Annotated in this window: 27 protein-coding genes; 10 read left to right on the top strand and 17 right to left on the bottom strand. The window is 43.9% G+C overall.

Going from position 1 to position 25709, the window contains the following annotated elements; genetic code table 11:
• The 3 genes from BCU68_RS04695 to ilvG are packed head-to-tail and all read right to left on the bottom strand — an operon-like array spanning position 1 to position 2897.
• Positions 1–951 carry a branched-chain amino acid transaminase gene (locus BCU68_RS04695; RefSeq protein ID WP_102563643.1) on the bottom strand — a complete coding sequence of 317 codons (951 nt, stop codon included), beginning with the start codon at positions 949–951 and terminating at the stop codon, positions 1–3.
• A gap of 12 nt (positions 952–963) precedes the next feature.
• Positions 964–1251 (bottom strand): acetolactate synthase 2 small subunit, encoded by a 288-nt coding sequence (gene ilvM, locus BCU68_RS04690; protein ID WP_102563642.1) that lies wholly within the window; start codon positions 1249–1251, stop codon positions 964–966.
• Positions 1251–2897 (bottom strand): acetolactate synthase 2 catalytic subunit, encoded by a 1647-nt coding sequence (gene ilvG, locus BCU68_RS04685; RefSeq protein WP_102563641.1) that lies wholly within the window; start codon positions 2895–2897, stop codon positions 1251–1253. Before ilvG ends, ilvM begins: the two co-directional genes overlap by 1 nt.
• A 483-nt stretch (positions 2898–3380) precedes the next feature.
• Between ilvG and BCU68_RS04680 the strand changes: the two genes are divergently transcribed.
• On the top strand, positions 3381–4904 hold the full coding sequence (locus tag BCU68_RS04680; protein ID WP_102563640.1) for a YifB family Mg chelatase-like AAA ATPase: 1524 nt from the start codon (positions 3381–3383) through the stop codon (positions 4902–4904).
• A gap of 75 nt (positions 4905–4979) precedes the next feature.
• On the opposite strand, the gene BCU68_RS04675 is transcribed toward BCU68_RS04680, so the two are convergent.
• The 6 genes from BCU68_RS04675 to BCU68_RS17020 form a co-directional block, all read right to left on the bottom strand.
• Positions 4980–5939, bottom strand: coding sequence for a DUF2860 domain-containing protein (locus BCU68_RS04675; RefSeq protein WP_102563639.1), 960 nt, complete (start codon positions 5937–5939; stop codon positions 4980–4982).
• A gap of 108 nt (positions 5940–6047) precedes the next feature.
• Complete coding sequence (locus BCU68_RS04670) at positions 6048–6647, bottom strand: thiol:disulfide interchange protein DsbA/DsbL (protein WP_102563638.1); 600 nt, start codon at positions 6645–6647, stop codon at positions 6048–6050.
• A gap of 37 nt (positions 6648–6684) precedes the next feature.
• Complete coding sequence (locus BCU68_RS04665; protein ID WP_102563637.1) at positions 6685–7671, bottom strand: serine/threonine protein kinase; 987 nt, start codon at positions 7669–7671, stop codon at positions 6685–6687.
• A gap of 77 nt (positions 7672–7748) precedes the next feature.
• Positions 7749–9167 carry a cytochrome c oxidase accessory protein CcoG gene (gene ccoG / locus BCU68_RS04660; protein WP_102563636.1) on the bottom strand — a complete coding sequence of 473 codons (1419 nt, stop codon included), beginning with the start codon at positions 9165–9167 and terminating at the stop codon, positions 7749–7751.
• 177 nt (positions 9168–9344) lie between these two features.
• Positions 9345–9611 carry a YihD family protein gene (locus BCU68_RS04655; RefSeq protein WP_102563635.1) on the bottom strand — a complete coding sequence of 89 codons (267 nt, stop codon included), beginning with the start codon at positions 9609–9611 and terminating at the stop codon, positions 9345–9347.
• Between the two features lie 113 nt (positions 9612–9724).
• A complete protein-coding gene (locus BCU68_RS17020) occupies positions 9725–9892 on the bottom strand; it encodes a hypothetical protein (protein ID WP_198591678.1) in 168 nt (55 codons plus the stop codon).
• A 306-nt stretch (positions 9893–10198) separates the two neighbouring features.
• On the opposite strand from BCU68_RS17020, the gene BCU68_RS04650 reads away from it, so the two are divergent.
• Positions 10199–10987: a sporulation protein gene (locus BCU68_RS04650; RefSeq protein WP_102563634.1), complete on the top strand. Its 789-nt coding sequence runs from the start codon at positions 10199–10201 to the stop codon at positions 10985–10987.
• Between the two features lie 122 nt (positions 10988–11109).
• Positions 11110–11754 (top strand): hemolysin III family protein, encoded by a 645-nt coding sequence (locus tag BCU68_RS04645; RefSeq protein ID WP_102563633.1) that lies wholly within the window; start codon positions 11110–11112, stop codon positions 11752–11754.
• A gap of 64 nt (positions 11755–11818) precedes the next feature.
• On the opposite strand, the gene BCU68_RS04640 is transcribed toward BCU68_RS04645, so the two are convergent.
• The 5 genes from BCU68_RS04640 to def form a co-directional block, all read right to left on the bottom strand.
• Positions 11819–13264: a TrkH family potassium uptake protein gene (locus tag BCU68_RS04640; protein ID WP_102563632.1), complete on the bottom strand. Its 1446-nt coding sequence runs from the start codon at positions 13262–13264 to the stop codon at positions 11819–11821.
• A 12-nt stretch (positions 13265–13276) separates the two neighbouring features.
• Positions 13277–14653 carry a Trk system potassium transporter TrkA gene (trkA, locus tag BCU68_RS04635; protein WP_102563631.1) on the bottom strand — a complete coding sequence of 459 codons (1377 nt, stop codon included), beginning with the start codon at positions 14651–14653 and terminating at the stop codon, positions 13277–13279.
• Positions 14654–14815: 162 nt separating this feature from the next.
• Positions 14816–16096, bottom strand: coding sequence for a 16S rRNA (cytosine(967)-C(5))-methyltransferase RsmB (gene rsmB, locus BCU68_RS04630; protein ID WP_102563630.1), 1281 nt, complete (start codon positions 16094–16096; stop codon positions 14816–14818).
• A 62-nt stretch (positions 16097–16158) separates the two neighbouring features.
• Positions 16159–17106, bottom strand: a complete 948-nt coding sequence (gene fmt, locus BCU68_RS04625; protein ID WP_102563629.1) for a methionyl-tRNA formyltransferase — start codon at positions 17104–17106, stop codon at positions 16159–16161.
• Between the two features lie 16 nt (positions 17107–17122).
• Positions 17123–17635: a peptide deformylase gene (gene def, locus BCU68_RS04620; RefSeq protein WP_102563628.1), complete on the bottom strand. Its 513-nt coding sequence runs from the start codon at positions 17633–17635 to the stop codon at positions 17123–17125.
• A 288-nt stretch (positions 17636–17923) separates the two neighbouring features.
• Here def and dprA point away from each other — a divergent pair, with 288 nt between their 5' ends.
• Genes dprA through BCU68_RS04605 form a run of 3 tightly spaced genes read left to right on the top strand, consistent with a single transcriptional unit; the run spans position 17924 to position 20113 of the window.
• Positions 17924–19039 carry a DNA-processing protein DprA gene (gene dprA, locus BCU68_RS04615; protein WP_102563627.1) on the top strand — a complete coding sequence of 372 codons (1116 nt, stop codon included), beginning with the start codon at positions 17924–17926 and terminating at the stop codon, positions 19037–19039.
• A gap of 5 nt (positions 19040–19044) precedes the next feature.
• On the top strand, positions 19045–19518 hold the full coding sequence (locus tag BCU68_RS04610; protein ID WP_102563626.1) for a DUF494 family protein: 474 nt from the start codon (positions 19045–19047) through the stop codon (positions 19516–19518).
• Between the two features lie 22 nt (positions 19519–19540).
• On the top strand, positions 19541–20113 hold the full coding sequence (locus BCU68_RS04605; RefSeq protein WP_102563625.1) for a type I DNA topoisomerase: 573 nt from the start codon (positions 19541–19543) through the stop codon (positions 20111–20113).
• 126 nt (positions 20114–20239) lie between these two features.
• Here BCU68_RS04605 and BCU68_RS04600 read toward each other — a convergent pair whose 3' ends face one another.
• Together BCU68_RS04600 and purE are read right to left on the bottom strand one after the other, a co-directional pair.
• Positions 20240–21364, bottom strand: coding sequence for a 5-(carboxyamino)imidazole ribonucleotide synthase (locus BCU68_RS04600; protein ID WP_102563624.1), 1125 nt, complete (start codon positions 21362–21364; stop codon positions 20240–20242).
• 5 nt (positions 21365–21369) lie between these two features.
• The gene (gene purE / locus BCU68_RS04595) at positions 21370–21855 is read right to left on the bottom strand and encodes a 5-(carboxyamino)imidazole ribonucleotide mutase (protein WP_102563623.1); all 486 of its coding nucleotides are present in this window, start codon (positions 21853–21855) and stop codon (positions 21370–21372) included.
• Between the two features lie 199 nt (positions 21856–22054).
• Between purE and BCU68_RS04590 the strand changes: the two genes are divergently transcribed.
• The 4 genes from BCU68_RS04590 to BCU68_RS04575 all read left to right on the top strand — a co-directional run bounded on the left by BCU68_RS04590 (position 22055) and on the right by BCU68_RS04575 (position 24752).
• The gene (locus BCU68_RS04590) at positions 22055–22612 is read left to right on the top strand and encodes an L-threonylcarbamoyladenylate synthase (protein WP_102563661.1); all 558 of its coding nucleotides are present in this window, start codon (positions 22055–22057) and stop codon (positions 22610–22612) included.
• 48 nt (positions 22613–22660) lie between these two features.
• Positions 22661–23578 carry an oxygen-dependent coproporphyrinogen oxidase gene (hemF, locus tag BCU68_RS04585; RefSeq protein WP_102563622.1) on the top strand — a complete coding sequence of 306 codons (918 nt, stop codon included), beginning with the start codon at positions 22661–22663 and terminating at the stop codon, positions 23576–23578.
• A 77-nt stretch (positions 23579–23655) separates the two neighbouring features.
• The gene (gene aroE / locus BCU68_RS04580) at positions 23656–24492 is read left to right on the top strand and encodes a shikimate dehydrogenase (RefSeq protein ID WP_102563621.1); all 837 of its coding nucleotides are present in this window, start codon (positions 23656–23658) and stop codon (positions 24490–24492) included.
• A complete protein-coding gene (locus tag BCU68_RS04575) occupies positions 24489–24752 on the top strand; it encodes a DUF1488 domain-containing protein (protein ID WP_102563620.1) in 264 nt (87 codons plus the stop codon). The genes aroE and BCU68_RS04575 overlap by 4 nt, the downstream gene beginning before the upstream one ends.
• Positions 24753–24760: 8 nt before the next feature.
• Here the strand turns inward: BCU68_RS04575 and BCU68_RS04570 are convergent, their stop codons facing one another.
• Entirely contained in the window at positions 24761–25309 is a 549-nt protein-coding gene (locus BCU68_RS04570; protein WP_102563619.1) for a gamma carbonic anhydrase family protein, read from the bottom strand.
• Positions 25310–25709: the final 400 nt, after the last annotated feature.

Raw genomic sequence — 25709 nt, 5'->3', positions numbered from 1 at the left:
TTACTTAGCCGTCGGTGCTGTTTCAGGGTATACGTAATCTAACCAACCCCATTTATCTTCCGTTGTGCCGTTAAATAGACCGAAGTAGGCTGCTTGAACCTTTTTAGTGATAGGACCACGTTTACCTTCACCCACTTCAATTTTATCGACAGTGCGTACTGGAACAATTTCCGCTGCAGTACCTGTCATGAATACTTCATCAGCAAGATAAAGCGCTTCACGGGCAATGTTTTCTTCACGTACTTCATAACCAAGCTCTTTAGCGAGAACCATGATCGTGTCGCGAGTGATACCCGGTAAAATTGCGCTGGTTGCTGGTGGTGTAAATAGAATGCCGTCACGCACCACAAAGATGTTTTCACCTGCACCTTCAGATAGGTAACCATCAACACTAAGTGCAATACCTTCATCGTAACCATTACGGCGAGCTTCACCACCAACTAATAGAGAGGATAGGTAGTTACCACCAGCTTTAGCAGCGGTTGGAATGGTATTTGGCGCTGCGCGATTCCAGCTTGAAATCATGGCATCAACGCCTTGCTCTAGGGCTTCTTCACCTAAGTAAGAGCCCCATGGGAATGCAGCAATGATCGTCTCCATCACCGTATCTTCTGGTGGGCAAACCCCTAAACCTACGTTACCCACAAAGCCAAGTGGACGAATATAAGCAGACTCAAGTTTGTTTTGACGTACTGTTTCACGAGTTGCTTCCATGATTTCTTCTTCCGTGTATGGAATCGGGAAGCGGTAAATTTTCGCCGAATTCTTCAGGCGCTTAGCGTGCTCTTCATGACGGAAAATAATCGGACCATTTGGTGTGTTGTAGCAGCGTACGCCTTCAAAGACCGAAGTGCCGTAGTGCATCGCGTGAGTTAGGACGTGAACATTCGCTTCAGCCCAAGGAACCATCTCACCGTTAAACCAAATGTAGTCTGCTGTTTTTGTTGTCATGTCTGTATATCCTTATGCACTAATCTTTTGTTGTTGTAAGTTATTGTTTGGCAATTCATCTTGACTGATTTCGTGAACGTCCACGGTCTGAACGTCCCATAATTTTTCAATTTGATTGACTAAAAATGAAATAGGTCGGTCACTGTCTACAATGATCTCGACGCTGGCAATTTTGCTGGCATGGTTTTGTGTTCCAGCCACTTGTTTGACGATAAAACCACGATGGCGAATAACTCGTAGAACGCGCTCTAATAGCACGGGCTTATCATCAGCTTTGATATCAAGGAAGTATCGTTTCATTAGGTATTCTCCAACATGTCACTGTTTGACGCGCCTGGTGGAACCAGTGGCCATACGTTTTCTTCTTCATCGATCAACACGTGTAAAAGATAAGCGGTTTTGCTGGCTAACATCTCTTTTAGTGCTGGCTCTACTTCTTCTTTCTTAGTGATGGTTTTTCCTGGTATATCAAAGGCTTTTGCCAGCATGATAAAGTCAGGGTTATCATCAAGAATTGTCTCACTATGGCGACCATCAAAAAACAGTGACTGCCATTGACGTACCATGCCTAGACGGTGGTTATTGAGTAGCACCATTTTCACGGGGATCTGGCGACGTTTGATTGTGCCAAGCTCTTGAACATTCATCATGAAAGAGCCATCACCTGAGATCAGAATCGATTGATCATCTGGGCGAGCAACCGCAGCGCCCATCGCCGCTGGAAGGCCAAAGCCCATGGTGCCAAGACCCGCTGAAGTGATGAAGTTTTGTGGCTGACGAGGTTGGATATGTTGCGCTGCCCACATTTGATGCTGACCAACGTCTGTCGAAACGATGGAGTTATCCGGCATCATTTCAGAGAGTTGTTTGAGCAATAGTGGAGCAAAGATCAATTCACCTGGGTGGTCATAGCGCCATTTGAAGCCCGAACGAAGGCTTTCGCTATGGTGTGCCCAAGGCGTAATATCTTGTGTTAATTTCAGTTGTGGAAGGATGTCACGGATTTCACCACATAGTGGCACATTCGCGGTGCGTAACTTGCTAAGCTCTGCCGCATCAATGTCGATATGGATAACTTTTGCATGAGGCGCAAAGGTATCAAGCTTTCCTGTTACGCGATCATCAAAGCGCGCACCGACAACAATTAATAGATCGGATTCTTGTACGACTAAGTTGGCTGCCTTGGTGCCGTGCATGCCCAGCATACCTAGGTAGTGTGGGTCATGACGCTCAACACTGCCTAATCCTTTTAAGGTGCTAACCGATGGCATTGGATTGGCGTGTAAAAACTCGCGAACGGATTCCGTTGCATGACCAATTTGTACTCCACCACCCACATAAAGAACAGGTCGGTGACTTGCAGAGAGTAATTGCTGCGCTTGCTCGATGAGTGACTCACTCACTGCGGGAGTGCTAGGTGGGGTAAATTCTGGTAGCGATGTAACCGGCGCTTCTGCCAATTGAACGTCTTTCGCGATATCAACAATAACAGGTCCTGGGCGCCCAGTTTTTGCTACTTCAAACGCTTCAGCAAGTGTTGGGGCTAAGTCGGCAATATCGGTAACTAGGTAGCTGTGTTTAGTACATGACAGCGACATGCCGATAACATCCATTTCTTGGAATGCATCGGTACCAATGTGCGTACTGGCAACTTGGCCGGTAATCGCGACCAGTGGTACTGAATCGAGGAAGGCATCGGCAAGGCCTGTCACTAGGTTAGTTGCGCCAGGACCAGACGTTGCTATGCACACGGCAACATCTTGCGTGGCACGTGCCATTCCGATCGCAGCCATTGCTGCCCCTTGTTCATGTCGGCATAGAATGTGCTCTACACCACCATCATATAAAGCATCGTAGATAGGCATGATGGCTCCACCAGGGTAACCAAAAATAGTTTCAATACCTTGCTGCTTTAATGCGGATACGACTAACTCTGCACCTTTCATCGTAACGCTCCCTTGCGACCCGTTAATGGGGGATAACCCCTAGTTTGACTGCACATCTTGTGCTCCCTAATTTCCTATTGCATGACCTGTCTTACAAACACTTCCAATTCTGTTGTACTAAAAAATCAGCTATAAAAAACCCCCGAACTTTTCAGCGCGGGGGTTTATGTATTCTTTTCGCTTATCTTCCGCTTACTCGCCCCCGTGCGGTCTTTTGAATGACCACCAGAATCAGGATAATTAGTGTGTTGAAGCGAGTGTTAAATATCATCGTTCTCTATTTATGCTAGCGTACTATTTGAACCGAAATGTTTATATCTCTAGTGTTATCATACAAAACTGTTACCTGACAAGCAAAACCTCATTCTTTTTTCATCTTTTTGGTACATATAACTGCGCTATATAACAAGTGTGTAATTTAATTGTTTACTAAATACTCACGAAAATAGGTCGTTTTAGGGATGAAAATAAGGGTTCAAACGTATGGCATTAGCAATTATTCATAGCCGAGCAAGTGTTGGTGTTGAAGCGCCAAAAGTTACTGTGGAAGTCCATATCAGCAATGGAATGCCAGGGTTTGTCTTGGTCGGTTTACCAGAAACAACCGTCAAAGAATCGCGAGATCGTGTGCGCAGTGCGATTATCAATTCAGAGTATGAGTTTCCATCAAAGCGTATTACTGTCAACTTAGCGCCTGCCGATTTGCCTAAGGAAGGTGGGCGGTTTGATCTCCCTATCGCCTTAGGAATTTTAGCCGCTTCTGATCAAATCGCTTTAGAGCCATTAGCCCAGTGTGAATTTATTGGTGAGCTTGCTTTATCGGGAGAATTACGATCGGTCAAAGGTGTATTACCTGCCGCGCTGGCTGCGACTCGAGCACGGCGCTGTTTGATTGTACCTGACAGTAATGGTGATCAAGCGGCGTTAGTGGATGCCAAGCAACACAAATCCGCCCATAGCCTCATTGATGTTTGTCAGTCCATTGCAGGGCAAAAAAAATTGAATCTGACCCAATCCCCTTCTTGTGGTGAGGTGAAAGCAATAGAGCGTGATTTACAAGATATTATTGGTCAGCAGCAGGGCAAACGGGCGTTAGAAATTGCCGCCGCTGGTGGACATAATTTGCTGTTTCTCGGTCCGCCTGGGACAGGAAAAACCATGCTCGCATCACGATTGTGCGACTTATTGCCTGAGATGAGTATTGATGAGGCAATGGAAACCGCAGCGGTGACGTCATTAACTCAACAAGATATTAATCAACATAACTGGAAGCTGCGTCCCTTTCGTTCTCCGCATCACTCTAGCTCGATGGCGGCCTTAGTTGGTGGTGGGTCTATTCCTCGCCCTGGTGAAATATCCTTAGCACACAACGGCTTACTGTTCCTAGATGAGATGCCGGAATTTGAGCGAAAAGTACTTGATTCACTTAGAGAGCCGCTAGAATCTGGTGAGATCATTATTTCACGCGCACAAGGTAAAACGCGCTTTCCGGCTCGCTTTCAGTTAGTTGGCGCATTAAATCCGAGCCCTACGGGGTATTATGAAGGCGAGCAGTCACGAACTAATCCGCAACTTATCCTACGCTACCTTAGCCGCTTATCGGGACCTTTACTCGATCGCTTTGATATGTCACTCGAGATCCCTTTATTGCCTAAGGGAATGCTGACAGAAGGTGGAGAGCGAGGCGAAGCAACATCAGTCGTTAAGCAGCGAGTGGCTGTGGCAAAAGAGAAAATGGTTCAACGAGGAGGCAAATCCAATGCTCTGCTAACGAGCCGAGAGATAGAACAACACTGCCCACTTGAAAAGGTGGATGCAGAGTTTTTAGAAAACGCTCTGCATCGTTTAGGGTTATCGATTCGTGCTTATCATCGCATCATTAAGGTGGCGCGAACTATTGCCGATTTGGATAATTCAGAAGCTATTCACCGCCAACATTTGGCTGAGGCATTAGGCTATCGAGCGATGGATAGGCTGCTCAAGCAACTCACTGCGCAGGCGGTGTAATACCAATTGTTGCCAATAATGGGTCACCCTAGCTTGTTAAAACAGCAGCCACAGTCAATAGCTTCAGTTATGCAGCTAAAATGTATAGTTCATACCGATGGCAGTGATCAGCTGTTTTTTATCATAAAAGGTAATGTTGCTATCGCTCTGAGTGTAACCCGCAAAGGCGACCAATGACCAATCTTGCCAGTCCATAAACTGACGGTATTCGTAAGCGGCAAAGAGGTTGAGGTCTTTGTCTTCACGGGTGCGATTAAACTCAGGATTGAGCGCATCATAATCACGTTGAGCGTAACCGGCAGTAACAGCAAGGCTATGACGTCCCATGAGTTTGATGAGTGTCAGTTCGCCTTTCCACTGCTCATGTGCCATCGCAGCACCATCCGCTGAATGGTTGATGTAAGTTACCGAAGGCATTAAAAACATCGTGCGTGATAAAAACTGTCGATAGCCAAGCTTGGCATAAATAGAGTCGCCATTTCGATCGAGAAGTGGGTCACCAGATTGTTCATTATCGAGCTTCTTATCCCCATACGCTAAATCTAAGCTAAACAGTGAGCCCATGATGCTTTTGACCTGCAATCGGTAGGCGTTACCACTTTCATCGGTCTTTGAGCGCTTGGTGTCGAGGTCGTAAGGGTTCGCCCAAGTCTCTGACTCCATAATGGTTGGCAGCCAGGAGAGATCAACCACCATTCTTGAAGCGAACTGATAGCGATACCCAGTTTCAAGCGCCACAGTACCGACAGCAATATCTTGGCGAGAAGTTCCCACATAGACCTGTTGATTGAGATCGTGACTAAAGGTGTAGGCAACACTGCCTAAAGGGAAGAATAAGCCGCCCTGATCCGTCTCTGCCTTATCTGAATGAGCGGAGCGAATAGCCGAGTTATCAGTATTAAAATTAGATTGTGAAGAGGTATAGCCTGCGTTGAATGATATTTCACCACTGAACCCTTCCTGTTCAGCCAATTTAGCGAAGCTTGAGCTCGATACTAAAATGGATATCATCAATGATAAGTGACGTATTTTCATTTTTTGCTCTTTATTTACAACTGGTTAATCTTATTGTAGAGCGTTTTTGAGTTTAGGATCAAAAAAAGGAGAGCATTGGGCTCTCCTTTTTTTAATTGTTGTGATTGGTTACTTCTTTAAAAGGAAGTTCACTAATTCAAAGTACTCGTCGATAGATTGAACATTGGATGCATCAACTAAGTAGCGGTTGTTAACGATAACAGCAGGAACGCCTGTGAGTCCGCTATCTTTAAACTGTTTATCGAAACGGCGTACCATTGAGTCGACAGCAAAACCATTAAAGGCAGCATCGAATTTCTTTGCATCAACGCCTTCATCGAGGAATATTTGGCGTAGCTCTGCGTCGTTTCTTGGTGCTTTATTCATGTCGTGGATACGAGAGAATATAATCGGAGCCATTTTATCTTCGATCTTTAATGCAATCATTGTCGCATAGGCTTTGCTCATTGATGGACCCATGTTACCGCCCATAAATGACACGTGATTTTTTTGCAGTTTTACATTGTCAGGTAGTTGTTCTTTTAACTGCTTAATAATCGGTTCAAAGCTATGACAGTGTGGGCAGTAAAAAGAGAAATACTCATTCACAATAGGTTTTTTAGCCGCTTCTAGATCAAGTACTTTGTAGTCTTTGCCTTCGGTAAACTGTGCTGCATGAGCAGAAAGGCTCAACATTGCGAGTGAGAAGAACGCGAAAATCTTTTTCATTGTGGTGATACTCCGTAAAAATAAAAGTGAGCTAACTTTACCATTGTGGCATTAAAGAGAGCGGCGCCTCTTGTAATGCCGATATTTGTTCTTTGAAAGCCAAGATCTGACCTTCCCAATATTTTGAATCATTAAACCATGGGAAAGCGAGAGGAAAGGCAGGATCATGCCACCTTTTTGCTAACCATGCCATGTAGTACACCATTCGTAGACCGCGCAATGGCTCAATAAGTTTCAGCTCTGCGGGGTTAAAATCGCAAAACTCTTGATAACCTTCTAAAAGGATGTCGAGCTGCATCAGTTTCTCATGACGTTCGCCATTGAGTAACATCCATAAATCTTGAATCGCAGGACCGTTTCTTGCGTCATCGAGATCGACAAACATCGGTCCATCACGCCATAAAATATTGCCAGGGTGACAATCGCCATGTAAGCGGATGATGGATGTGTCGTTGCTCCAGTTCTGTTCAATACTCTTAATAAGAACATCCAGATCACCAAAGAACGCTTTTTCAAGATGCATTGGAATGAAGTTCGAGTTTTCAAGTAAAGCTTTTGGTTGATGGAGGTACTCTTGCAGTCCAATCGTTGGTCTGTGTTGGAATACCTTGCTAGCACCCACTTTATGAATGCGTCCAAGGCAGCGACCCACACCTTCTAACTGATCCATGTTATCGACTTCAAACTGGCGACCACCCACACTATCAAAGAGCGTAAAAAGGTAACCTTCGTAGTGATGAATCGTCGCGCCATTAATACGCAGCGGTGGGGCAACGGAGACTTCTTGTTCAACTAACTCAAGGGCAAAGTCATGCTCTTCTTGAATTTGGTCTTGGTTCCAGCGATCAGGGCGATAAAATTTAACAACGTAGCGTTTTTTATCTTCGTCACTGAACTGGTAAACGCGGTTTTCATAGCTATTTAGCGCCAGTAATCCAGATTCAGCGCGGATCCCGATGCTCGCTAAGGCATACCACATAAAATCAGGAGTTAGCGCATCAAAGTTAAAGGTTGGGTTATTCATATATTAAAAAAGGCGCATTACTGAGCCTTTTTCCATTCATAGATGGCGATTAGGTGCCACTTTAGCATCTCGTCATTTTAAAGTTGATTAATAAAACGACTTTCGACAGTGATGGTAAATTGGTTGCTGTCAGTGAGTATAAACTGAATTGTTGTCACAGGTGAATTCAGTTGTTGTGCTGCAATGCCTAAACTCATCGGTAAGTTGACCACTTCACCTGGTAGCGCGCTAATGGTTTTTTTACCATACCAAGTGACATCGTTAAGCCCTGATACATCAAGTGTATAGCTTTGCTCTTGTTGGGTTTTATTGATCACTTTTAGGTTATAAGTGTTTTCAACGAGACCAGAGCTATTGATTTTAAACAACTGGCTGCGGTCGCGTATAACACTTAATCCAACTGGTTCAACACTGGCTATTTGACTGAAGAACAGACCCGTCATGATGATAAGTATCAAGCCATAACCCAGCAACTTAGGGCGCAAAATAGTGGTGCTGTGACCGGCGAGGCGGTGTTCGGTGGTATAGCTAATTAGCCCGCGTGGGTATTTCATTTTATCCATGGTGTTGTTACAGGCGTCGATGCATGCTCCGCAGTTGATACACTCATATTGCAAGCCATCACGAATATCAATACCTGTTGGACAAACCTGAACACAGAGGTCGCAGTCAATACAGTCACCAAGCCCTAATGCTTTAGGATCGGCTTTACGTGAGCGAGGTCCGCGGTTTTCTCCACGCTTCGTATTGTAACCGACAATAAAGGTATCTTTATCAAACATGGCTGACTGAAAGCGAGCATAAGGGCACATGTGTAAGCAAACAATGGAGCGCATCCAACCTGCATTACCATAGGTACACCCAGCAAAAAAGAGCACCCAAAAGGCCGGCCAAAAGGAGGCTTGTAGAGTGAAAAAGTCGATCACTAAGCTCTGCACTGGAACGAAGTAGCCAACGAAGGTAAGTCCAGTGGCAACAGCAATGGCTATCCAAGCTAAGTGCTTGAGGGTTTTGCGCCACAGTAGGGATTTATTGATCTTCTGCGTATCTTGTTTACGACGCTTATTGGCTGAGCCTTCTAGCTTTTCTTCAAACCAAATGTACATAAAGGTCCAGACGGTTTGGGGGCATAGGTAACCACACCACACACGGCCTAAAAAGGTGGTAAGAAAGAACAACCCAAAGGCTGCAATCATAAACAGCAGTGCGAGTAGGGTGAGATCTTGTGGGTAGAGGGTCGTCCCAAAGAAGTTGAATTGCTGATTACCGATGTCGAGTAAAATGGCTTGGCGATCGCCAAAGGGGATCCATGGCGTCAGGATGAACAGCAGTAACAAGAACCAACCACCATAGCGACGTAAGGTTTGAAAGGTGCCTTTGCTTTCACGAACGTAAATACGATTGCTTGGATTAAACCTATCTCCATTGCCTTTATGAGTTTTGGGGTTGAATGTTTTTGGGGTGACATCCTTTACGTCGATCTTATCCTGACTCATCAAGCTCGTCCTTATTCTTTGAGATGCGCATGTTATTTTGAACATGAGCAATAGAATTAAACCACTAGTATAAGTGCAATAACATTTTTGTTTCTTTATGGCTGTCAAAATTTAACAAATGAGCGAAAGGGATCAAAAAAGCGGCCAGAAAAGCCGCTTGATAGGAATAAGGTGTCTTTATTTTAGGATGCCACGTGCTTTTAAAATGGCAGTTTTAAAGTCGTCTTCCTGATCTTTAGCCAGTCCTGGGATCATTTCATCTTTTTCGCTATTGCGCATTTTAAGATGATAAATGAGAACATCGTCGGTTAAGTCTTCCAGTTTTTCTTGATAACCCGCTTCTTGAGCGAGCTTTAAGATGAATTGCATTAGATTGTCGTTTGAATCTTTTTGCCATTCAGGTTCAAGTAATTCGAGCAGTTCTTCTATACGGTGACACTTCATTGAGCTTTCTCCATTATATTTTTATTATTTTAACTTAATGTTAATTGCTTTAAAGGTATCAAATTGCAGTGCAGAAGATAAGAAAAAGCGCAGAATTAACCTGCGCTTTTGAATTATGCCGCTTGTACTTCTTTGTTCGGCGTCGTCGTGAGACGCAGTTCTTTCTCGGTCTTTGTCATCACAGGCGTCGCATTTTTCGCCACTGGAGCAGCAACAAAGCTACTACGGCGACGAGACGCACCACGGTTAGAGTACGAGAACCTGACGGTAGTTGGGCGCATGTATTTACCTAACAGTCAGGCATTTCCTTTGCCAATCTAATGGCCTGATTATTTATGAGGTAGGCAATCGGGTGTATTTAACCTTTACTGCTTTGCTCTTTTGGCGTAGCCAATCCAATAAATAATTCAGGATTGATCGATATACAACGTATATCACTATTAAGACTATCACTGGTTTATTTGTAGGTCGATAGCTGGATAAAAAATACTCAAAAAGATACAGTGTAGAGAGTGAAAAATACGATATTAGGTGTGGTCTCGTTTCGTGCGCTATCAAAGGGACTGCTAAGAGAAAAGGAACTCAAAATGTCATTTTTTAAGAAAACCCTGGCAAGTTTTGGTATTGGTTCTGCGAAGGTTGACTCTGTATTGCAGCAGGAAGTTTTATATCCCGGTCAGAAGGTGAAAGTGGTTATTCATGTTTATGGCGGGGCGAGCGATCAGGTTATTGATAATATTGATTTAAAATTATATTGCCAGTATATCGATGAGGTCGATATGCGCGGTAATAGCCAAGGTGGGCGTAAAGAAAGAGTGAAGCAAAATTACGTCCTCGATCATTGGTCATTGCCTTATTCATTTACTATAGGCTCTGGTGAGCAGCGTGATTTTGATATTGAGTTAGACATTCCTTGGAACACGCCAGTAACGATCGGTGATGCGAAGGTGTGGCTTGAGACTGGCCTTGATATTGCGCTAGCTGTCGATCCGACCGATAAAGACATTCTAACCGTTAGACCAGATCCTCTGATGGATGGTGTATTAACAGCATTAGAGTCACAAGGATTACGTATACGTCAGGTTGAGTGTGAAGCGGTAAAAGGGTTCACAGCGCCTTTTGTTCAAGAGTATGAATTTGTGCCAACAACGGGTCCTTATCATGGCGTGTGGCGTGAATTAGAAATGGTGGCGTATCGCGAGCAAGAGGCACTACAACTTTGGTTTGAGATCGATCGTACTCAAAAAGGTTTAGGCGGTCTGCTAGCGAGTCTACTGGGTAGCGGGCAATTAAAGCGTCATTTGACGTTACCAACAACATTGAGCGCTGAGCAAGTTGGTGATGAGGTCTTGGCTTATTTAGATAAAACGACATAGTAGTAACGCTATCAATTATTCGGTTATCTTAATATGTACGTGACGCTAATGTATATTGAGCTTACACGTGTACGCTAAGTGTGTCATACTAAACCTAGAATAATCACTCTATAGTGGATGAGATGACAGAAAGTAAAGCGATGCCTTATAGCCAAAATGAAGAGAGCGCCAATAGTATTAGCCATGGGTTAGGGGTGCTATTTGGCATTATAGCCTTGTGGTTGCTGTTAGATAAGGCGATGTTAGAGCAGGTTGATTTACTGACGTGGTTTAGTATGGCGAGCTATGGTCTCAGTATTATTATTCTCTTTTTAGCTTCAACCTTGTACCACTCTGTCACCAGTACGACGTTAAAGCGTCAATTTAAAACCTTTGATCATTGCGCGATTTATCTCCTTATTGCTGGCACTTACACGCCCTTTCTACTCGTCGCTTTGCGCACGCCATTAGCTATCGGTCTAATGATCGTGATTTGGGCCATTGCTCTTTTTGGTATTGTGATGAAGGTTGCTTTCATGCAGAAATTTGAACGTATGTCCTTGTTCACTTATCTCGCTATGGGGTGGCTATCGCTTATCGTGATCTATCAGCTCTATATGTATGTTGATCTCAATAGCCTTATTTTATTGGCTATTGGTGGTGTGGTGTATTCCTTAGGGGTAATTTTCTATGTTGTCGATAGGATCCCTTACAACCATGCGATTTGGCATCTTTTTGTATTAGCTGGAGCAGTGATACATTTCTTTGCTATCTACTGGTACGTATAAGTAAGCATTTATTCATGTTCGCAGTCTCTGCTATTTTGCCCAAATAGCAGAAACTCTGTTCCCCTTAGCGACGCCAGAAGGCCGGAAAAAAAAGGACTAACAAAGTCAGTATTTCCAGTCGCCCCATCAGCATGCCTAAACTTAATAGCCACTTAGCCGCATCAGGCAGTGGGGCAAAGTTCCCCGTTGGGCCTATGACATTGCCCATGCCTGGACCAACATTGGCTACAGCAGTAATTGCGCCGGATAGGCTGGTTATAGCATCAAGTCCTAGACTTGCCAGTGCGCCAGCTAAAAGAAGAATCGTGACAAAAAACATCAACCCAAAGGCAACGACAGAGCGAATAATATCATCATTTACTGGGCGGTGATTATAGCGTTGGATAAAGACACCAGAAGGATGAATAAGCTTAAGCATTTGCTTGTTAAGTAGGGTTAGTGCGATTTGAAAACGAAAGACTTTAATTCCTCCCGATGTTGAACCAGAGCAAGCGCCCATCATCATCAAGAAAGCAAAAGCAACCGTTGGTAAAGCGCCCCAAGCGGTAAAATCCTCTAATCCAAACCCGGTCGTGGTTAATACTGAGACAATATTAAACATCGATACGCGCAGTGCATCCATAATGGAATAATCATCCTTAGTCACCAGCCAAAGTGCGATAAGTACGCTGGTCGTAAGAAATAAGCAGGTGAACCCTTTTACTTGCGCATCGTTAATAAGACTGGCTAAGTGACGTTTACGCAGTGCAGTGACAAAGAGTAAGAAAGGCAAGCCACCGAGATACATGAATATTGTCGCAACCCAATGCGCACCATGAGAAAAGTGGTTCATTGATCCGTCGGAAGTTGAGTAGCCTCCCGTAGAAAGCGTTGTAAAAGCATGATTGATGGCTTCAAAGACGCTCATTCCCGTGAAGATAAAGCTGATAAAGCAGAGCAAGGTTAAAACGAGATACACCAGCACGATATTCTTCGCGACGGTTTTTGCACGTGGGCTACTTTTATCTGACCAATCAGACGATTCGGTTTGGAACAGTCGCATTCCGCCGACATTGAGCATTGGTAGGACCGCAACGGCCATGACAATAAATCCAATGCCGCCTAACCATTGCAATATTGAACGCCACAGTAAAATACTGGGTGCCATCTCATCAAGACCACTGAGTACGGTAGAGCCTGTTGTCGTGATGCCTGACATGGTTTCAAAGTAGGCGTCAGTAAAGCTGATATGGTTAATAAAAACAAAGGGCAAAGCAGCAAAGATACTGGCTATCATCCACACCAGCGATGTGATTAAAAACATGTCACGAACGCTGAGTTTAAATTGAGCACTGCGCCCTAAGGTTAAGCAAATAAAGGCGGCGGTATGAGTGATGGCAAGGGCTTTAGCAAAATCAAAAAAGCCAGTTGTCGTGGTAACAAAAGCAACAATGGTTGGGATATACATAAACAGGGCTAGCTTAGAAAGCACTAACCCGATAACAAATAATATTGGTCGTAGGTTAACCATTGCTGATCCAACTTAAAGGAAGAACGGGCTAGGCTGAAAGAGGGTTTCTACGTCAGGGATGTACTTCTTATCGACCAAAAACATCACCACATGGTCATCTTGTTCTATCATTGTTCGGTCATGAGCAATCAGTACTTCTTCACCACGAACAATAGCACCAATGGTGGTTCCTGGTGGCAGTTTTATCTCTCCGATGGCACGACCAACGACTTTTGAAGTGCTTTCATCACCGTGAGCAATTGCCTCAATGGCTTCTGCAGCACCACGGCGCAATGACGATACGTTAACAATATCAGCTCGTCGTACGTGAGTAAGTAGTGCCGATATTGTTGCTTGTTGAGGAGAGATTGCCACATCAATGACCCCACCTTGCACGAGGTCGACATAGGCGCTGCGTTGGATTAATACCATGGCTTTTTTCGCCCCCATGCGTTTAGCGAGCATGGCCGACATAATATTGGTTTCATCTTCATTGGTGAGTGCAATAAAGACATCAACTTGGTCGATATTTTCTTCAGCAAGCAGCTCTTGATCGGCAGCATCGCCACAAAATACGATGGTGTTTTCTAGTTGCTCTGAAAGCTTTTCAGCACGAGGGTAGTTACGTTCAATCAGTTTGACGCTGTAGTGCTGTTCTAAGCGTTTAGCTAGGCTGGAACCGATATTACCACCACCAACAATCATAATGCGTCGGTATGGTTTTTCTAGCCGCTGTAACTCACTCATGACAGAGCGAATATGGTTACTTGCCGCGACGAAGAAGACTTCATCATCGGCTTCAATAATGGTTGAACCTTGCGGGCGAATCGCTCGACCTTGACGAAATATAGCAGCAACACGTGTATCAATATGCGGCATGTGTTCGCGCAGTGCTGAGAGAGCATTGCCCACCAGTGGACCGCCGTAATAGGCTTTTACTGCCACAAGGCTGACTCTTTGCTCGGCAAAACTAACAACTTGTAGTGCGCCTGGATATTGAATTAAGCGCTGAATATAACTGGTAACCAGCTCTTCTGGGGCGATAAGGTGATCGACAGGAATGGCACCAGATTTAAATAGCGCTTCTTTTTCAGCGAGGTACTCTGGGGAACGAATTCGAGCAATACGATTGGGCGTGTTAAATAAAGAGAAAGCAACCTGACAGGCGGCCATGTTCGTTTCGTCCATATTGGTCACGGCAACGAGCATATCGGCATCCTGAGCACCAGCTTCACGTAAGGTATCAGGGTGACAGGCGTAACCATTGACCACTCGTAGGTCGTACTTGTCCTGCATTTCACGTAAGCGATCAGCATCATGGTCGACAATAGTGATATCGTTATTTTCACCAACAAGGTTTTCAGCTAATGTGCCTCCAACCTGACCAGCTCCAAGAATGATGATCTTCATAGTTTCTTTCTCTTTTAAATACCGCTGATATTCATTGTTCTATACAGTTTAATGAGTGACATTGGTATAAATATTAGTCCATTAAGTGCGGTGGTTAATGATTAAGATTAACCACCTGATCTTGTCGTACTGCTCGATATTACGATTGGTAAAGTGGTGTGACTAAGCGTTTTTTTGTAAAACCGCGTAGTAGAAACCATCCATATCGTTTTCACCTGGCAGAATTTGACGTCCAGGCTTCTCAACATCAGAACACATAAGTTGTGCTGATTCAGTACGAGCTAAGAAAGATTTAACTTGTAGGTAGTTCTCTTTTGGATCGATAGAACATGTTGCGTAGACTAAGGTTCCGCCTACTTTTAGTTGACGCCACATTGCATCCAAAATCTCACTTTGTAGCTCAGCAAGTGCATCAATATCGCTAGCTCGACGTAGCCATTTGATGTCTGGGTGACGACGAATAACGCCCGTTGCTGAACAAGGAGCATCAAGTAAGATACGGTCAAATTGACCACCTTGCCACCACTCTTCAGGGTAGCGCGCATCACCACAAATCACATCAGCACGTAATTGTAGACGATCTAAGTTATCGTAAACGCGCTCAAGACGACGTTCATCACAATCAATTGCCACGACTTCAGTATCGTTAGTTCGTTCTAGAATATGAGCCGTTTTACCACCAGGTGCAGCACAGCAATCTAAAATAAGTTCGCCATCTTTTGGTTGTAGGTAGTTAACCGATAGTTGTGCCGCAGCGTCTTGTACTGATACCCAACCGCGATCAAAACCTGGTAATAGAGTCACATCACATGGTGACGCTAATTTTAATGCATCATCAGCTTCAGGGTGTGGTGTGCATTCTATGTTTTCACTTTCTAACAGTGCTAGATACTCATCACGAGTATGGTGCTCGCTGTTTACGCGCAACCACATTGGCGCTTTGCTGTTGTTTGCTTCTACAATCGATTCCCACTCTTGAGGATAGCTCTCTTGTAGCATTTTTAGAATCCAGCTTGGGTGGCTGTATTTGCCAGCATTGTGGCTGATTGCTTGCTCATCAAGTTCTTCTTGATTACGTAGGTAGTTACGTAAAACAGCATTGATAAGACCACGTAGGCTTGGACCACGTAATGTTACGGTTGCTTCTACCGTTTCACCAACAGCAGCGTGCGCAGGAATACGCATAAAACCAAGTTGGTAAATACCAACTAAGATCAGGTGGTGGAATACACGTTTTTTGCCTTTTAGTGGCGCGTCCATTAACTGGTTTGCTGTTGATTCTAAACGCGGTAAGTAGCGTAAAGCACCGTAACAAATTTCTTGTAATAGGGCATGGTCACGAGGACGAATTGTTTTCTGAGCCGCAGGTAATGCGTGAGAAAGAGAGTGACCTTTATCGACCACTTGAAACAGTACATTGGCAGCAGCAGCGCGTACATTCATGATGTAAATCCGATTGTTGTATCAAAAAAGAGAGGCCAGTTAACCTGACCTTCATTATGGGGTTAATTGAGCTGACTGCCCACTTCAAACCAACTAGCGCGAGCGTTGAGAATATCTTGAACAGACATCGCTTTTTTACCCGGCACTTGCAGTTGTTCTAACACAAGAACGCCATTGCCTGTTGCGACATAAATACCACTTTTATCCACTTGGATAATCGTACCCGCAGGTTGTTCGGTTTTCTGTGCATCAACACGGCTTTGCCATACTTTGATGTTATTGTCAGCGGCTGAGAAGTAGCTCATTGGCCAAGGGTTAAAGGCACGCACACAACGTTCTATTGCGACGGCATCCATTGTCCAATCAATCTTTGCTTCTTCTTTGCTTAGCTTTTTAGCGTAATTAGCAAGCTCATCATCTTGTTTTACTGGTTGAGCAGTACCTTGTGCAATATCACTTAAGCAAGCAATCAGTGCATCAGGACCAAGGTCCGCCAGTTTTTCGTACATTGATGCACTGGTGTCTGTCGCTTCAATCGGCAGCGTTGCGATGCTGAGCATGTCGCCAGTATCTAAGCCGATATCCATCTGCATGATGGTAACGCCCGTTTCTTGATCGCCCGCCCAAATAGAACGTTGAATTGGCGCAGCACCTCGCCAGCGAGGCAAGATAGAACCGTGAACGTTAATACAACCTAAGCGTGGTGTATCCAAAACAGCTTGTGGTAATAATAGCCCATAAGCGACAACCACCATTAGGTCAGCTTTCAAATCAACAAGTTGCTGTTTTGCTTCATCAGACTTAAAGTTTTCTGGTTGGTACACAGGAATATCATGCTCAAGAGCAATATTTTTCACTGGGCTTGCTGTCAGTTTTTTACCACGACCGGCTGGGCGATCTGGCTGGGTGTAAACTGCAATAATTTCATGCTCCGAAGACAACAACGCCGCCAAGTGACGGGCGGCGAAATCCGGAGTACCTGCAAAGACAATACGTAATGACTGGCTCAAGGTAACCTCGCTTAAATTAGTTTTGTTTTTCGTTAAAACGCTTAATTTTTTCTAGTTTATCTTTAATGCGCTTACGTTTTAGCGGCGATAAATAATCAACAAACAATTTACCGTCTAAGTGATCCAGTTCGTGCTGAACGCAGATAGCTAGCAGGTCATCAGCATCAAAAGTGAACGCTTTTCCGTCACGATCTTGTGCTTTAACAGTCACTTCAGCTGCGCGAGAAACTAGTGCTCTAGCGCCAGGAACGGATAGGCAACCTTCTTCGATGCCATCTTCCCCACGTTTTTCTAAAATCTCAGGGTTAATCAGAACCATAGGTTGATCACGTTCATCTGATACATCAATCACAACCACACGTTGGTGGAAATCGACCTGAGTTGCAGCAAGACCAATACCTTCTTCGTCGTACATGGTTTCAATCATGTTGTCGATAACGGTGTGCAGTTCAGGCGTGATGCTTTCTACCGGCTTTGCGACCGTGCGTAGACGATCATCCGGGAATGTTAATACTTGTAATACAGACATAGGGACTCAAAAAAGTTGAACGCTGCTAAAACAGCAATAAATCGTATTGGCTCAATTCTAGTCATTTTATGAGCTAAATAACAGTCTAGTGATAGGAATAATCTATTTTGTCTAAGGTTTATAAAAGGAGGTCAGCTTTAGGCTGATAGGGTTTTAGGATACACATAAAGTGATGTAGGTAGGCTTATCGAGTATTTCATCAAGAAAAATTACGTATCCATTCATTTTTTGACTATGTTGGATTATTCCGATGTTTTTGTTTTTGATATTAATGGAGGATGAAAATAGATGAGTGAAACAGAGTTAGCAGCATGGTTGATGCTGAGCTTTGCCCCCAATATTGGCAGTAAAAAGCTATCGAAATTGCTCGCTATTGATGCTCCTCATCATTTAATGGCTTACTCTCATACCGATCTTCAAGCCATCGGGTTAACAGCCGCACAAATTCATTACTTCAAATCATCTGCCGCTAAAGAGGTGGAGTCGTGTTTACAGTGGCGAGCTAAAAACCCTAGTCAGAACCATATTATTACTTCAATTTGTCCTGATTACCCGCCGCTATTAAAACAAATTGCTTCTTATCCGCCCGTGCTTTTTGTTAAAGGTAATTTGGCTACGCTGTCGAAGCCACAAATTGCAATGGTCGGCAGTCGGCATGCCAGCTCTGATGCCTTACAGTGTGCCGTAACATTTGCACGGTCGTTTGTTGAGCAAGATCTTGTTGTGACCAGTGGTTTAGCATTAGGGGTTGACGGACATGCCCATGATGGTGCATTACAAGCAGAAGGCGAAACACTTGCTGTCTTAGGTTCTGGGGTTGAGCATATTTACCCTGCTCGCCATCGGGGCCTGGCCAAGAGAATTGTTGAGCAGGGTGCGTTAGTTTCTGAATTTCGACCTGACGCCAAGCCACGCGCTGAACACTTTCCTCGCCGTAATCGGATCATTAGTGGTTTATCTGTTGGTGTCTTGGTTGTTGAGGCGGCGGAGCGAAGTGGTTCGTTAATTACCGCTCGTTATGCCATGGAGCAAGGAAGGGATGTTTTTGCGTTGCCAGGCTCGATTCATCAAGTAAATAGTCGCGGAGGGAATCGCTTGATCCAATCAGGAGCGTACTTAGTACAAAGTGGACAAGAGGTGATTGATGAAATAGAACAGTTGAAAAATTGGTCTATTCAACATCAACCTAGCTTATTTGAAGAGGAACCTGCTTATGTTGAGGTGCAAGCATCGCCTTTTCCTGAGTTGTTCGCTAACATAAAGGAAGCGCCGATATCAGTTGATATTCTCGCGCAAAAGACCCATATTCCAGTAAATGAAGTTATGATGCAATTATTAGAACTTGAACTTCTAGGCCACGTGACTGCCATTAATGGTGGTTATATTCGAAATGGAAGGGGGTAATAACTATGATGGACATATTGATGTACTTGTTCGAAACCTATATCCATAGCGATGTAGACTTAGAGGTCGAACAAGATGAGATTGCAGAAGAGTTGCTACGAGCCGGCTTTCTAGAAGCCGATATTTATCAAGCGCTAGAATGGCTGGAAGGGTTAGCTTCTTTACAGCAGACGGATACTCACGCTGCGATTTCGAAAGGCTCAAACCAATCAATTCGTATTTATACCGAAAAAGAGTTAGCGCGTATTAATATACAATGCCGTGGATTTATTCTCTTTTTAGAGCAGGTTAAAGTATTGAGCACTGAAGTGCGTGAAATGGTCATTGATCGCCTCATGGAGTTAGATACTTATGAGCTAAGCCTTGATGATCTTAAATGGATTGTTTTAATGGTGCTATTTAATGTGCCAGGTAATGAAAGTGCTTATAGTCAGATGGAAAATCTACTGCATAGCTCTGAATCAGGCTTGCTGCATTAATCGATGATAGTTAAGAGAGAACATGAGCAGTAAAATTGATTCTTCACTTTTTTCCACCCAAGCGCATGCATTAGAGCATGAGCCATGCCCACAATGTGGCGAAGCACTTCAACTTCGCCATGGTAAGCATGGTCCTTTTCTAGGGTGTACTCAGTATCCAAAATGTGACTTTATTAAATCGTTACATCACAACGATGGTCATATAGTTAAAGAGTTAGGAATTGCTTGTCCACAGTGCCACAATGAATTGGTATTAAGGCAGGGGCGTTATGGCATGTTTATTGGTTGTTCTAATTACCCACAATGCCAACATATTGAATCGTTAGATGGACCAAAAGAGCCAGAACAAGAGCAAAAACCACTGCATGCTTGCCCTGAATGTGGGCGCGGTCATTTAGCTGAAAGGCTTTCTCGTTATGGAAAAACTTTCTATGCCTGTGATTGTTACCCGAAATGCAAATTTGCCATTAACCAGCCACCAGTAAAAGGACGCTGTGAAGCGTGTCATTTTCCTTTGTTAATGGAGAAAAAGCTGGCAAGTGGTACGAAAATTCAATGTGCTGACCGTAAGTGTCACCATATTCAAACGACTTAGCACTGTTCAGTCTATTTTTTCGATGCTGTGCAGATCGTGATAGGTACTAATAGGCATCTCTGCCCATTGGTACCTAATTTTTAGTTTAGCAATCAAGTTAAACGACGATGTCTAAAATGAGATAAGTTACTGTTCAACGCTTTGACGCAGTGAAGGGTAGGCGCTTGGATCTAGGATATCAGCAAGTGTTTGCAAAGCCGTTTGCAACGCTTGATTTGAAGCCGCACAAACATTGATGTGACCCATCTTACGTCCTGCACGTTTTTCTTTTCCATACCAATGAACATGACATTCAGGCATCGCGAGCACCGCTTCAGGAACCGAATCTTCCCCTAAAATATTCACCATCGACGTTGGTCGAATCGCTTGAGTTCCACCGAGTGGTAGTCCACATACTGCACGAATATGGTTTTCAAACTGGCAGGTTTCTGCACCTTGTTGTGTCCAGTGACCTGAGTTGTGTACGCGTGGTGCAATCTCATTAACGAGCAGCTGACCATCAACATCAAAAAACTCAAGAGCAAGAACGCCGACATAATCCAGTTTAGTCGCAACGGCAGTAAACATCTGCTCAGCCTGTGCTTGTAAAGCGGGATCATCAATGGCTGTCGAGAGAGTTAACACACCATCAGTGTGAACATTTTCAGCGAGAGGATAAATGGCAACTTGACCATCCTTACCACGAACGCCTACTAAAGAAACTTCACGTTGGAAAGGGATAAACTCCTCAGCCACAATAGCTTGCGTGTTCGTTGCTTCGATACAAGCCTGCATTTCTGTCCAGATAGCATCAACATCATCGGTTGATTTTAAGCGCCACTGCCCTTTGCCGTCATAGCCACCAAGTGCGCTTTTTAAGACCATTGGTAAACCGACATAAGCAATCGCAGCATCAAAATCTGCACGATCATTAATAATCGCATAACGGGCATTATTCACACCTGCATCATCGAGTAGCGCTTTCTCAATTCGGCGATCACCACCCGTTTTTATTGCCTGTGCGCTTGGAAGAAATTTGCCACTCTTTTCACAGACCGCCAAAATATCATGTGGAATATGCTCAAACTCAGCGGTGATGATATCTGCTTGAGCAATGGCGTTCTCTAAACCATGACCAAGTTGTGCTTGCGTCAATGGGTGAACAATACGCTCACTACCTACATCAAAAGCGGATATTTGGATATTCAGTGGCGCTGCTTCTAGTGACATCATTCGAGCCAGTTGCCCTGCACCTAAAACAAGAACATGCATGCTGATTAATCCTCTGCTGGATTTGGGTTATCAAGAACGGTTTCTGTTTGCTGAGCTCGGAACGCTTCAACTTTTGCCATAACCGCTTCATCATGTGTGCCAAGGATTTGCGCTGCTAAAATACCTGCATTAGCGGCACCGGCTTCACCAATAGCTAATGTACCAACAGCAATTCCTTTTGGCATTTGAACGATAGACAATAGAGAATCCATGCCTTTTAGTGCGCGCGACTGAACAGGTACACCAAGAACAGGCAAGCTAGTAAAAGCCGCCGCCATACCGGGTAAGTGTGCAGCCCCGCCAGCACCAGCAATAATGACTTTTAAACCACGATCTTTAGCGCTATTAGCATAATCGGCAAGCAATTGAGGAGTACGGTGTGCTGATACTACTTTTGTTTCGTAAGCGACACCAAATTGGTCAAGCATATCTGCAGCTAGCTTCATGGTTGGCCAATCAGACTTAGAACCCATAATAATTCCAACTTTCATCTCAAACTCCTGTAAGCGCTTTTATGTAGAAAAGGATATTTTATGCGCATTATACGAGGAAAAAACACGAAGGAAAACGTTTGCGTAAGGATAATTTCGAATAGATACATTTAATTAACAAATAGCTTTAGTCATAATGAAAGATAATTTGTACACTGAGGGTATAGATAATATTAAATAATGGTGGCTCTGAATGAGTATGAGTAATATTGAGAATGCACTCCAAGCACTGCAGCAAGGAGAAGTTATCGCTTATCCGACAGAGGGTGTTTTTGGTGTGGGTTGTGATCCTGATAATGTCGCGGCAATTCAACAATTACTTCAGCTAAAGCAACGCCCAGTAGAAAAGGGTCTTATTCTTGTCGCAGCAAACTATCAACAGGTGCTGCCTTATATCGATGAATCCCAGCTAACGTCAGATCAACTGGCGATGGTCCAATCCACATGGCCAGGACCGGTCACATGGATTATGCCAGCAAGTAAACATGTATCGCATTGGCTTAGTGGTCAGTTTGATTCTATTGCAGTCCGAGTTTCCGCTCATCCTTTAGTACAAGAACTATGTCTGTCTTTTGGTAAACCGATAACCTCAACCAGTGCGAATTTAACAGGGCTTGAACCTTGTCGAACGGTCGAAGAGGTGACTCAGCAGTTGGGCGATCACTTAGGCACGATTGTTATAGGGGAAACGGGCGGGCGAGATAAGCCAAGTGAAATACGTGATGCGAGAAGTGATCAAGTATTACGCCAAGGTTAGATCGTTATCGTCTCTTTATATACCCGTTGAATAAGGATATCTATTTTCATGCCACACGTTGATAAGCAAGCTGTAAAAGAATTTTTGCTCAACCTTCAAGATTCTATTTGTCGTCAGTTAGAGCAGGTCGATGGTAAGCACCGATTTGTTGAAGATGCTTGGCAGCGCGAGAAAGGTGAGAAACTAGGCGGCGGTGGTCGTAGTCGCGTGCTAACGGATGGTGACGTTTTTGAACAGGGTGGTGTTAATTTCTCCCATGTTTTCGGTGATAAAATGCCAAGCTCTGCGACTGCTCATCGTCCTGAATTAGCCGGACGTCATTTTGAAGCTATGGGGGTTTCTTTAGTCGTTCATCCTAAAAATCCTTACGTTCCTACTTCTCATGCCAATGTACGCTTCTTTATTGCCGAAAAAGAGGGGCAGGATCCTATTTGGTGGTTTGGTGGTGGCTTTGATTTAACGCCTTTTTACCCTTTTGAAGAGGATGGTCAGTTTTGGCATGATCAGGCCAAACATATCTGTGCTCCTTTTGGTGATGGTGTATATAAAGAGCATAAAGCGTGGTGTGATCGTTATTTTTATTTACCACATCGCGATGAGACACGTGGTATTGGAGGTTTGTTTTTTGATGATCTCAATCAGTGGGGCTTTGAAAAGAGCTTTGCTTATATGCGTGCTGTCGGAGAGGGCTATGCGCTAGCGTATTTACCGATTGTCGAGCGCCGAGCTTCTCTGCCTTATTCTGAACGGGAGCGTAACTTCCAACTATATAGAAGAGGGCGCTATGTTGAATTTAATCTTGTTTATGATCGCGGTACCTTGTTTGGATTACAAAGTGGTGGTCGAACAGAGTCGATCTTAATGTCAATGCCACCATTGGCTCGCTGGGAATATGGCTATACCCCAGAGCCAGGCAGTCCAGAGGCGTTGCTTTATGATCAATATTTAGTAGCACGTGATTGGTAAACTTGGCGAATAAGTAGGGAAGTGATAGGGTCGTATAAGGTGACCCTTTTTTTGATTTTAAAATAGCAGGCAAGGACATGGTAAATAGCGCTGATCAATATTTAGTTTTTGGTAACCCGATATCACAAAGCAAATCTCCTTTTATTCATACCCTATTTGCTCGTCAAACGATGCAGAATTTAGAGTATCGTAGCCAACAGCCCGAGGTGAATGGATTTCTTCCTCAAGTAGAAGCTTTTTTTAGCCAAGGTGGAAAGGGATGTAATGTCACTGCTCCCTTTAAAGAGCAAGCCTTTCAATTTGCCGATCGTTTAACGGAGCGCGCGCAACTCGCTGGTGCTGTGAATACGCTAAAACGGCTTGATGATGGTGAAATACTAGGTGATAACACAGATGGTGAAGGCTTAGTCCAAGATTTGCTGCAATATCAAGTATCGCTTAAAGAGGCAAACATCTTATTGATTGGTGCTGGTGGAGCGGCGCGAGGTGTATTGAAGTCATTATTAGATCAACAACCGCACTCTATTACGATTGCTAACCGTACTTTTGATAAAGCGCTGCAGTTAGAGCAGCTATTTCATTCTCATGGCTCGATTCAGGCGCAAGAGATAGCAGACGTTGCTGGTCCTTTCGATATTGTCATTAATTCCACTTCAGCAAGTTTATATCAGCAAGTGCCAGAGATTAGTGCAAGCATATTTTCAGCGCAGACCGTTAGCTACGATATGTCTTATGGATCAGGATTAACGACATTTAATAAGTGGGCAACCGAACAAGGTGTTCAGTATGCTTATGATGGTTTAGGTATGTTAGTTGGGCAGGCAGCGGAAAGCTTTGCTGTTTGGCGAGGTCTAAGGCCTGGTGCTCGACAAGTATTACGTGAGTTACGAAAAAATTTAGAAGGCCAATCATGAACCAATCAATACTTTTTCCTGACGCTCAAGAGTGGGACGCTGAAACTCAACAGGTTATCTTCCCAGCTCAGCAAGCCGGTGCTCTTATTCAGTGTGCCGTTTCTATTCAATATTTAGCAAGAGTGGTTGGTCTAGAGGTTGAAACTCGTCAGCAAGCGCTTAGTGCATTTGAAGTGTTGCGCTTTGACTTAGAAGAACTTGCTGAAGAGCTAATAGAAGATGAAGCTTTTGCACCAGATGGTAAAATCATCATCGATTAAGTTTTTAATCAATCAACATCTTCGACTTCATTGATAAAGTCATTTTTGTTTTGAACATAGTTTGCCGATGATGTTAATAAGAAGGTGCGTTCACTCTCTTTTAGGGCGCGCGCTTTCTTAACGGGACTCCCTATATAGAGGAAACCACTTTCTAGCCTTTTTTTGGGCGGAACTAAACTTCCAGCACCTATCATTACATCTTCTTCTATTATAGCGCCATCAAGAATGATGCTACCCATGCCGACTAAAACCCGATCGTGTATCTCGCAACCATGCAGCATGACTTTGTGACCGACAGTGACATCATTACCTATTAGTAGAGGATAGCCTGTTGGGTTTTGTTTATTCTTATGGGTTACATGCAATACGCTACCATCTTGAATATTCGTTCGTTCACCGATGCGGATATGATTGACATCTCCACGGGCAGCAACAAAAGGCCAAATGCTCGAATCATCCCCTAAAACGATATCGCCAACTAAAACAGAAGCACTATCTATATAGACATTCGCTCCTATTGTAGGTTGAACACCTTTATAACGACGAAGTGAACTCATTAATTTTCCTTAATTGGGCTTGAATAAAGTGATAATGGTGATTATTTCTACGATAAACAAGTGCTATTGTATGTAAAGTATCCAAGCAGTTAAAAAACGATAAAAAAAGCAAAAAAAGCACTTGCCAACGTGAACGATATCTCTATAATGCCCCCTCGCTGACACGGGAAAGCTTCGAAAGAAACCTTCTAGTCAGTAGGCAGTTTAGCAAATCGAAAGATTAAGAAATAAGTTAAAAAAAGTGGTTGACACAATAACTTAAATCGCTAAAATAGCCGTCCACTTTGAGCGAAAGCTTAAAGTAAGCTCTTTAACAATTTAAACCTATCAATCTGTGTGGGCACTCGTTGATGATAATCAAAAAGATTACTTAGGTAATCATTGATTCTTAGGAATCAAA

The sequence above is a fragment of the Vibrio sp. 10N.286.49.B3 genome (assembly GCF_002873395.1).
Classification (GTDB): domain Bacteria; phylum Pseudomonadota; class Gammaproteobacteria; order Enterobacterales; family Vibrionaceae; genus Vibrio.
The sequence above is the reverse complement of the archived record's forward strand: the minus strand, read 5'-3'. Positions and strand labels throughout refer to the sequence as shown.

What these genes read in the sequence shown, in the direction of transcription:
- hemF (WP_102563622.1), top strand. Translation starts at nt 22,661, where the DNA reads ATGCCACACGTTGATAAGCAAGCTGTAAAAGAATTTTTGCTCAACCTT.
- ilvG (WP_102563641.1), bottom strand. Translation starts at nt 2,897, where the DNA reads ATGAAAGGTGCAGAGTTAGTCGTATCCGCATTAAAGCAGCAAGGTATT.
- BCU68_RS04575 (WP_102563620.1), top strand. Translation starts at nt 24,489, where the DNA reads ATGAACCAATCAATACTTTTTCCTGACGCTCAAGAGTGGGACGCTGAA.
- BCU68_RS04605 (WP_102563625.1), top strand. Translation starts at nt 19,541, where the DNA reads ATGAGCAGTAAAATTGATTCTTCACTTTTTTCCACCCAAGCGCATGCA.
- ccoG (WP_102563636.1), bottom strand. Translation starts at nt 9,167, where the DNA reads ATGAGTCAGGATAAGATCGACGTAAAGGATGTCACCCCAAAAACATTC.
- BCU68_RS04640 (WP_102563632.1), bottom strand. Translation starts at nt 13,264, where the DNA reads ATGGTTAACCTACGACCAATATTATTTGTTATCGGGTTAGTGCTTTCT.
- def (WP_102563628.1), bottom strand. Translation starts at nt 17,635, where the DNA reads ATGTCTGTATTACAAGTATTAACATTCCCGGATGATCGTCTACGCACG.
- BCU68_RS04590 (WP_102563661.1), top strand. Translation starts at nt 22,055, where the DNA reads ATGAGTAATATTGAGAATGCACTCCAAGCACTGCAGCAAGGAGAAGTT.
- BCU68_RS04695 (WP_102563643.1), bottom strand. Translation starts at nt 951, where the DNA reads ATGACAACAAAAACAGCAGACTACATTTGGTTTAACGGTGAGATGGTT.
- BCU68_RS04665 (WP_102563637.1), bottom strand. Translation starts at nt 7,671, where the DNA reads ATGAATAACCCAACCTTTAACTTTGATGCGCTAACTCCTGATTTTATG.
- trkA (WP_102563631.1), bottom strand. Translation starts at nt 14,653, where the DNA reads ATGAAGATCATCATTCTTGGAGCTGGTCAGGTTGGAGGCACATTAGCT.
- BCU68_RS17020 (WP_198591678.1), bottom strand. Translation starts at nt 9,892, where the DNA reads ATGCGCCCAACTACCGTCAGGTTCTCGTACTCTAACCGTGGTGCGTCT.
- ilvM (WP_102563642.1), bottom strand. Translation starts at nt 1,251, where the DNA reads ATGAAACGATACTTCCTTGATATCAAAGCTGATGATAAGCCCGTGCTA.
- rsmB (WP_102563630.1), bottom strand. Translation starts at nt 16,096, where the DNA reads ATGAATGTACGCGCTGCTGCTGCCAATGTACTGTTTCAAGTGGTCGAT.
- BCU68_RS04650 (WP_102563634.1), top strand. Translation starts at nt 10,199, where the DNA reads ATGTCATTTTTTAAGAAAACCCTGGCAAGTTTTGGTATTGGTTCTGCG.
- BCU68_RS04600 (WP_102563624.1), bottom strand. Translation starts at nt 21,364, where the DNA reads ATGCATGTTCTTGTTTTAGGTGCAGGGCAACTGGCTCGAATGATGTCA.
- dprA (WP_102563627.1), top strand. Translation starts at nt 17,924, where the DNA reads ATGAGTGAAACAGAGTTAGCAGCATGGTTGATGCTGAGCTTTGCCCCC.
- BCU68_RS04655 (WP_102563635.1), bottom strand. Translation starts at nt 9,611, where the DNA reads ATGAAGTGTCACCGTATAGAAGAACTGCTCGAATTACTTGAACCTGAA.
- aroE (WP_102563621.1), top strand. Translation starts at nt 23,656, where the DNA reads ATGGTAAATAGCGCTGATCAATATTTAGTTTTTGGTAACCCGATATCA.
- BCU68_RS04570 (WP_102563619.1), bottom strand. Translation starts at nt 25,309, where the DNA reads ATGAGTTCACTTCGTCGTTATAAAGGTGTTCAACCTACAATAGGAGCG.
- BCU68_RS04610 (WP_102563626.1), top strand. Translation starts at nt 19,045, where the DNA reads ATGATGGACATATTGATGTACTTGTTCGAAACCTATATCCATAGCGAT.
- BCU68_RS04675 (WP_102563639.1), bottom strand. Translation starts at nt 5,939, where the DNA reads ATGAAAATACGTCACTTATCATTGATGATATCCATTTTAGTATCGAGC.
- purE (WP_102563623.1), bottom strand. Translation starts at nt 21,855, where the DNA reads ATGAAAGTTGGAATTATTATGGGTTCTAAGTCTGATTGGCCAACCATG.
- BCU68_RS04680 (WP_102563640.1), top strand. Translation starts at nt 3,381, where the DNA reads ATGGCATTAGCAATTATTCATAGCCGAGCAAGTGTTGGTGTTGAAGCG.
- BCU68_RS04645 (WP_102563633.1), top strand. Translation starts at nt 11,110, where the DNA reads ATGACAGAAAGTAAAGCGATGCCTTATAGCCAAAATGAAGAGAGCGCC.
- BCU68_RS04670 (WP_102563638.1), bottom strand. Translation starts at nt 6,647, where the DNA reads ATGAAAAAGATTTTCGCGTTCTTCTCACTCGCAATGTTGAGCCTTTCT.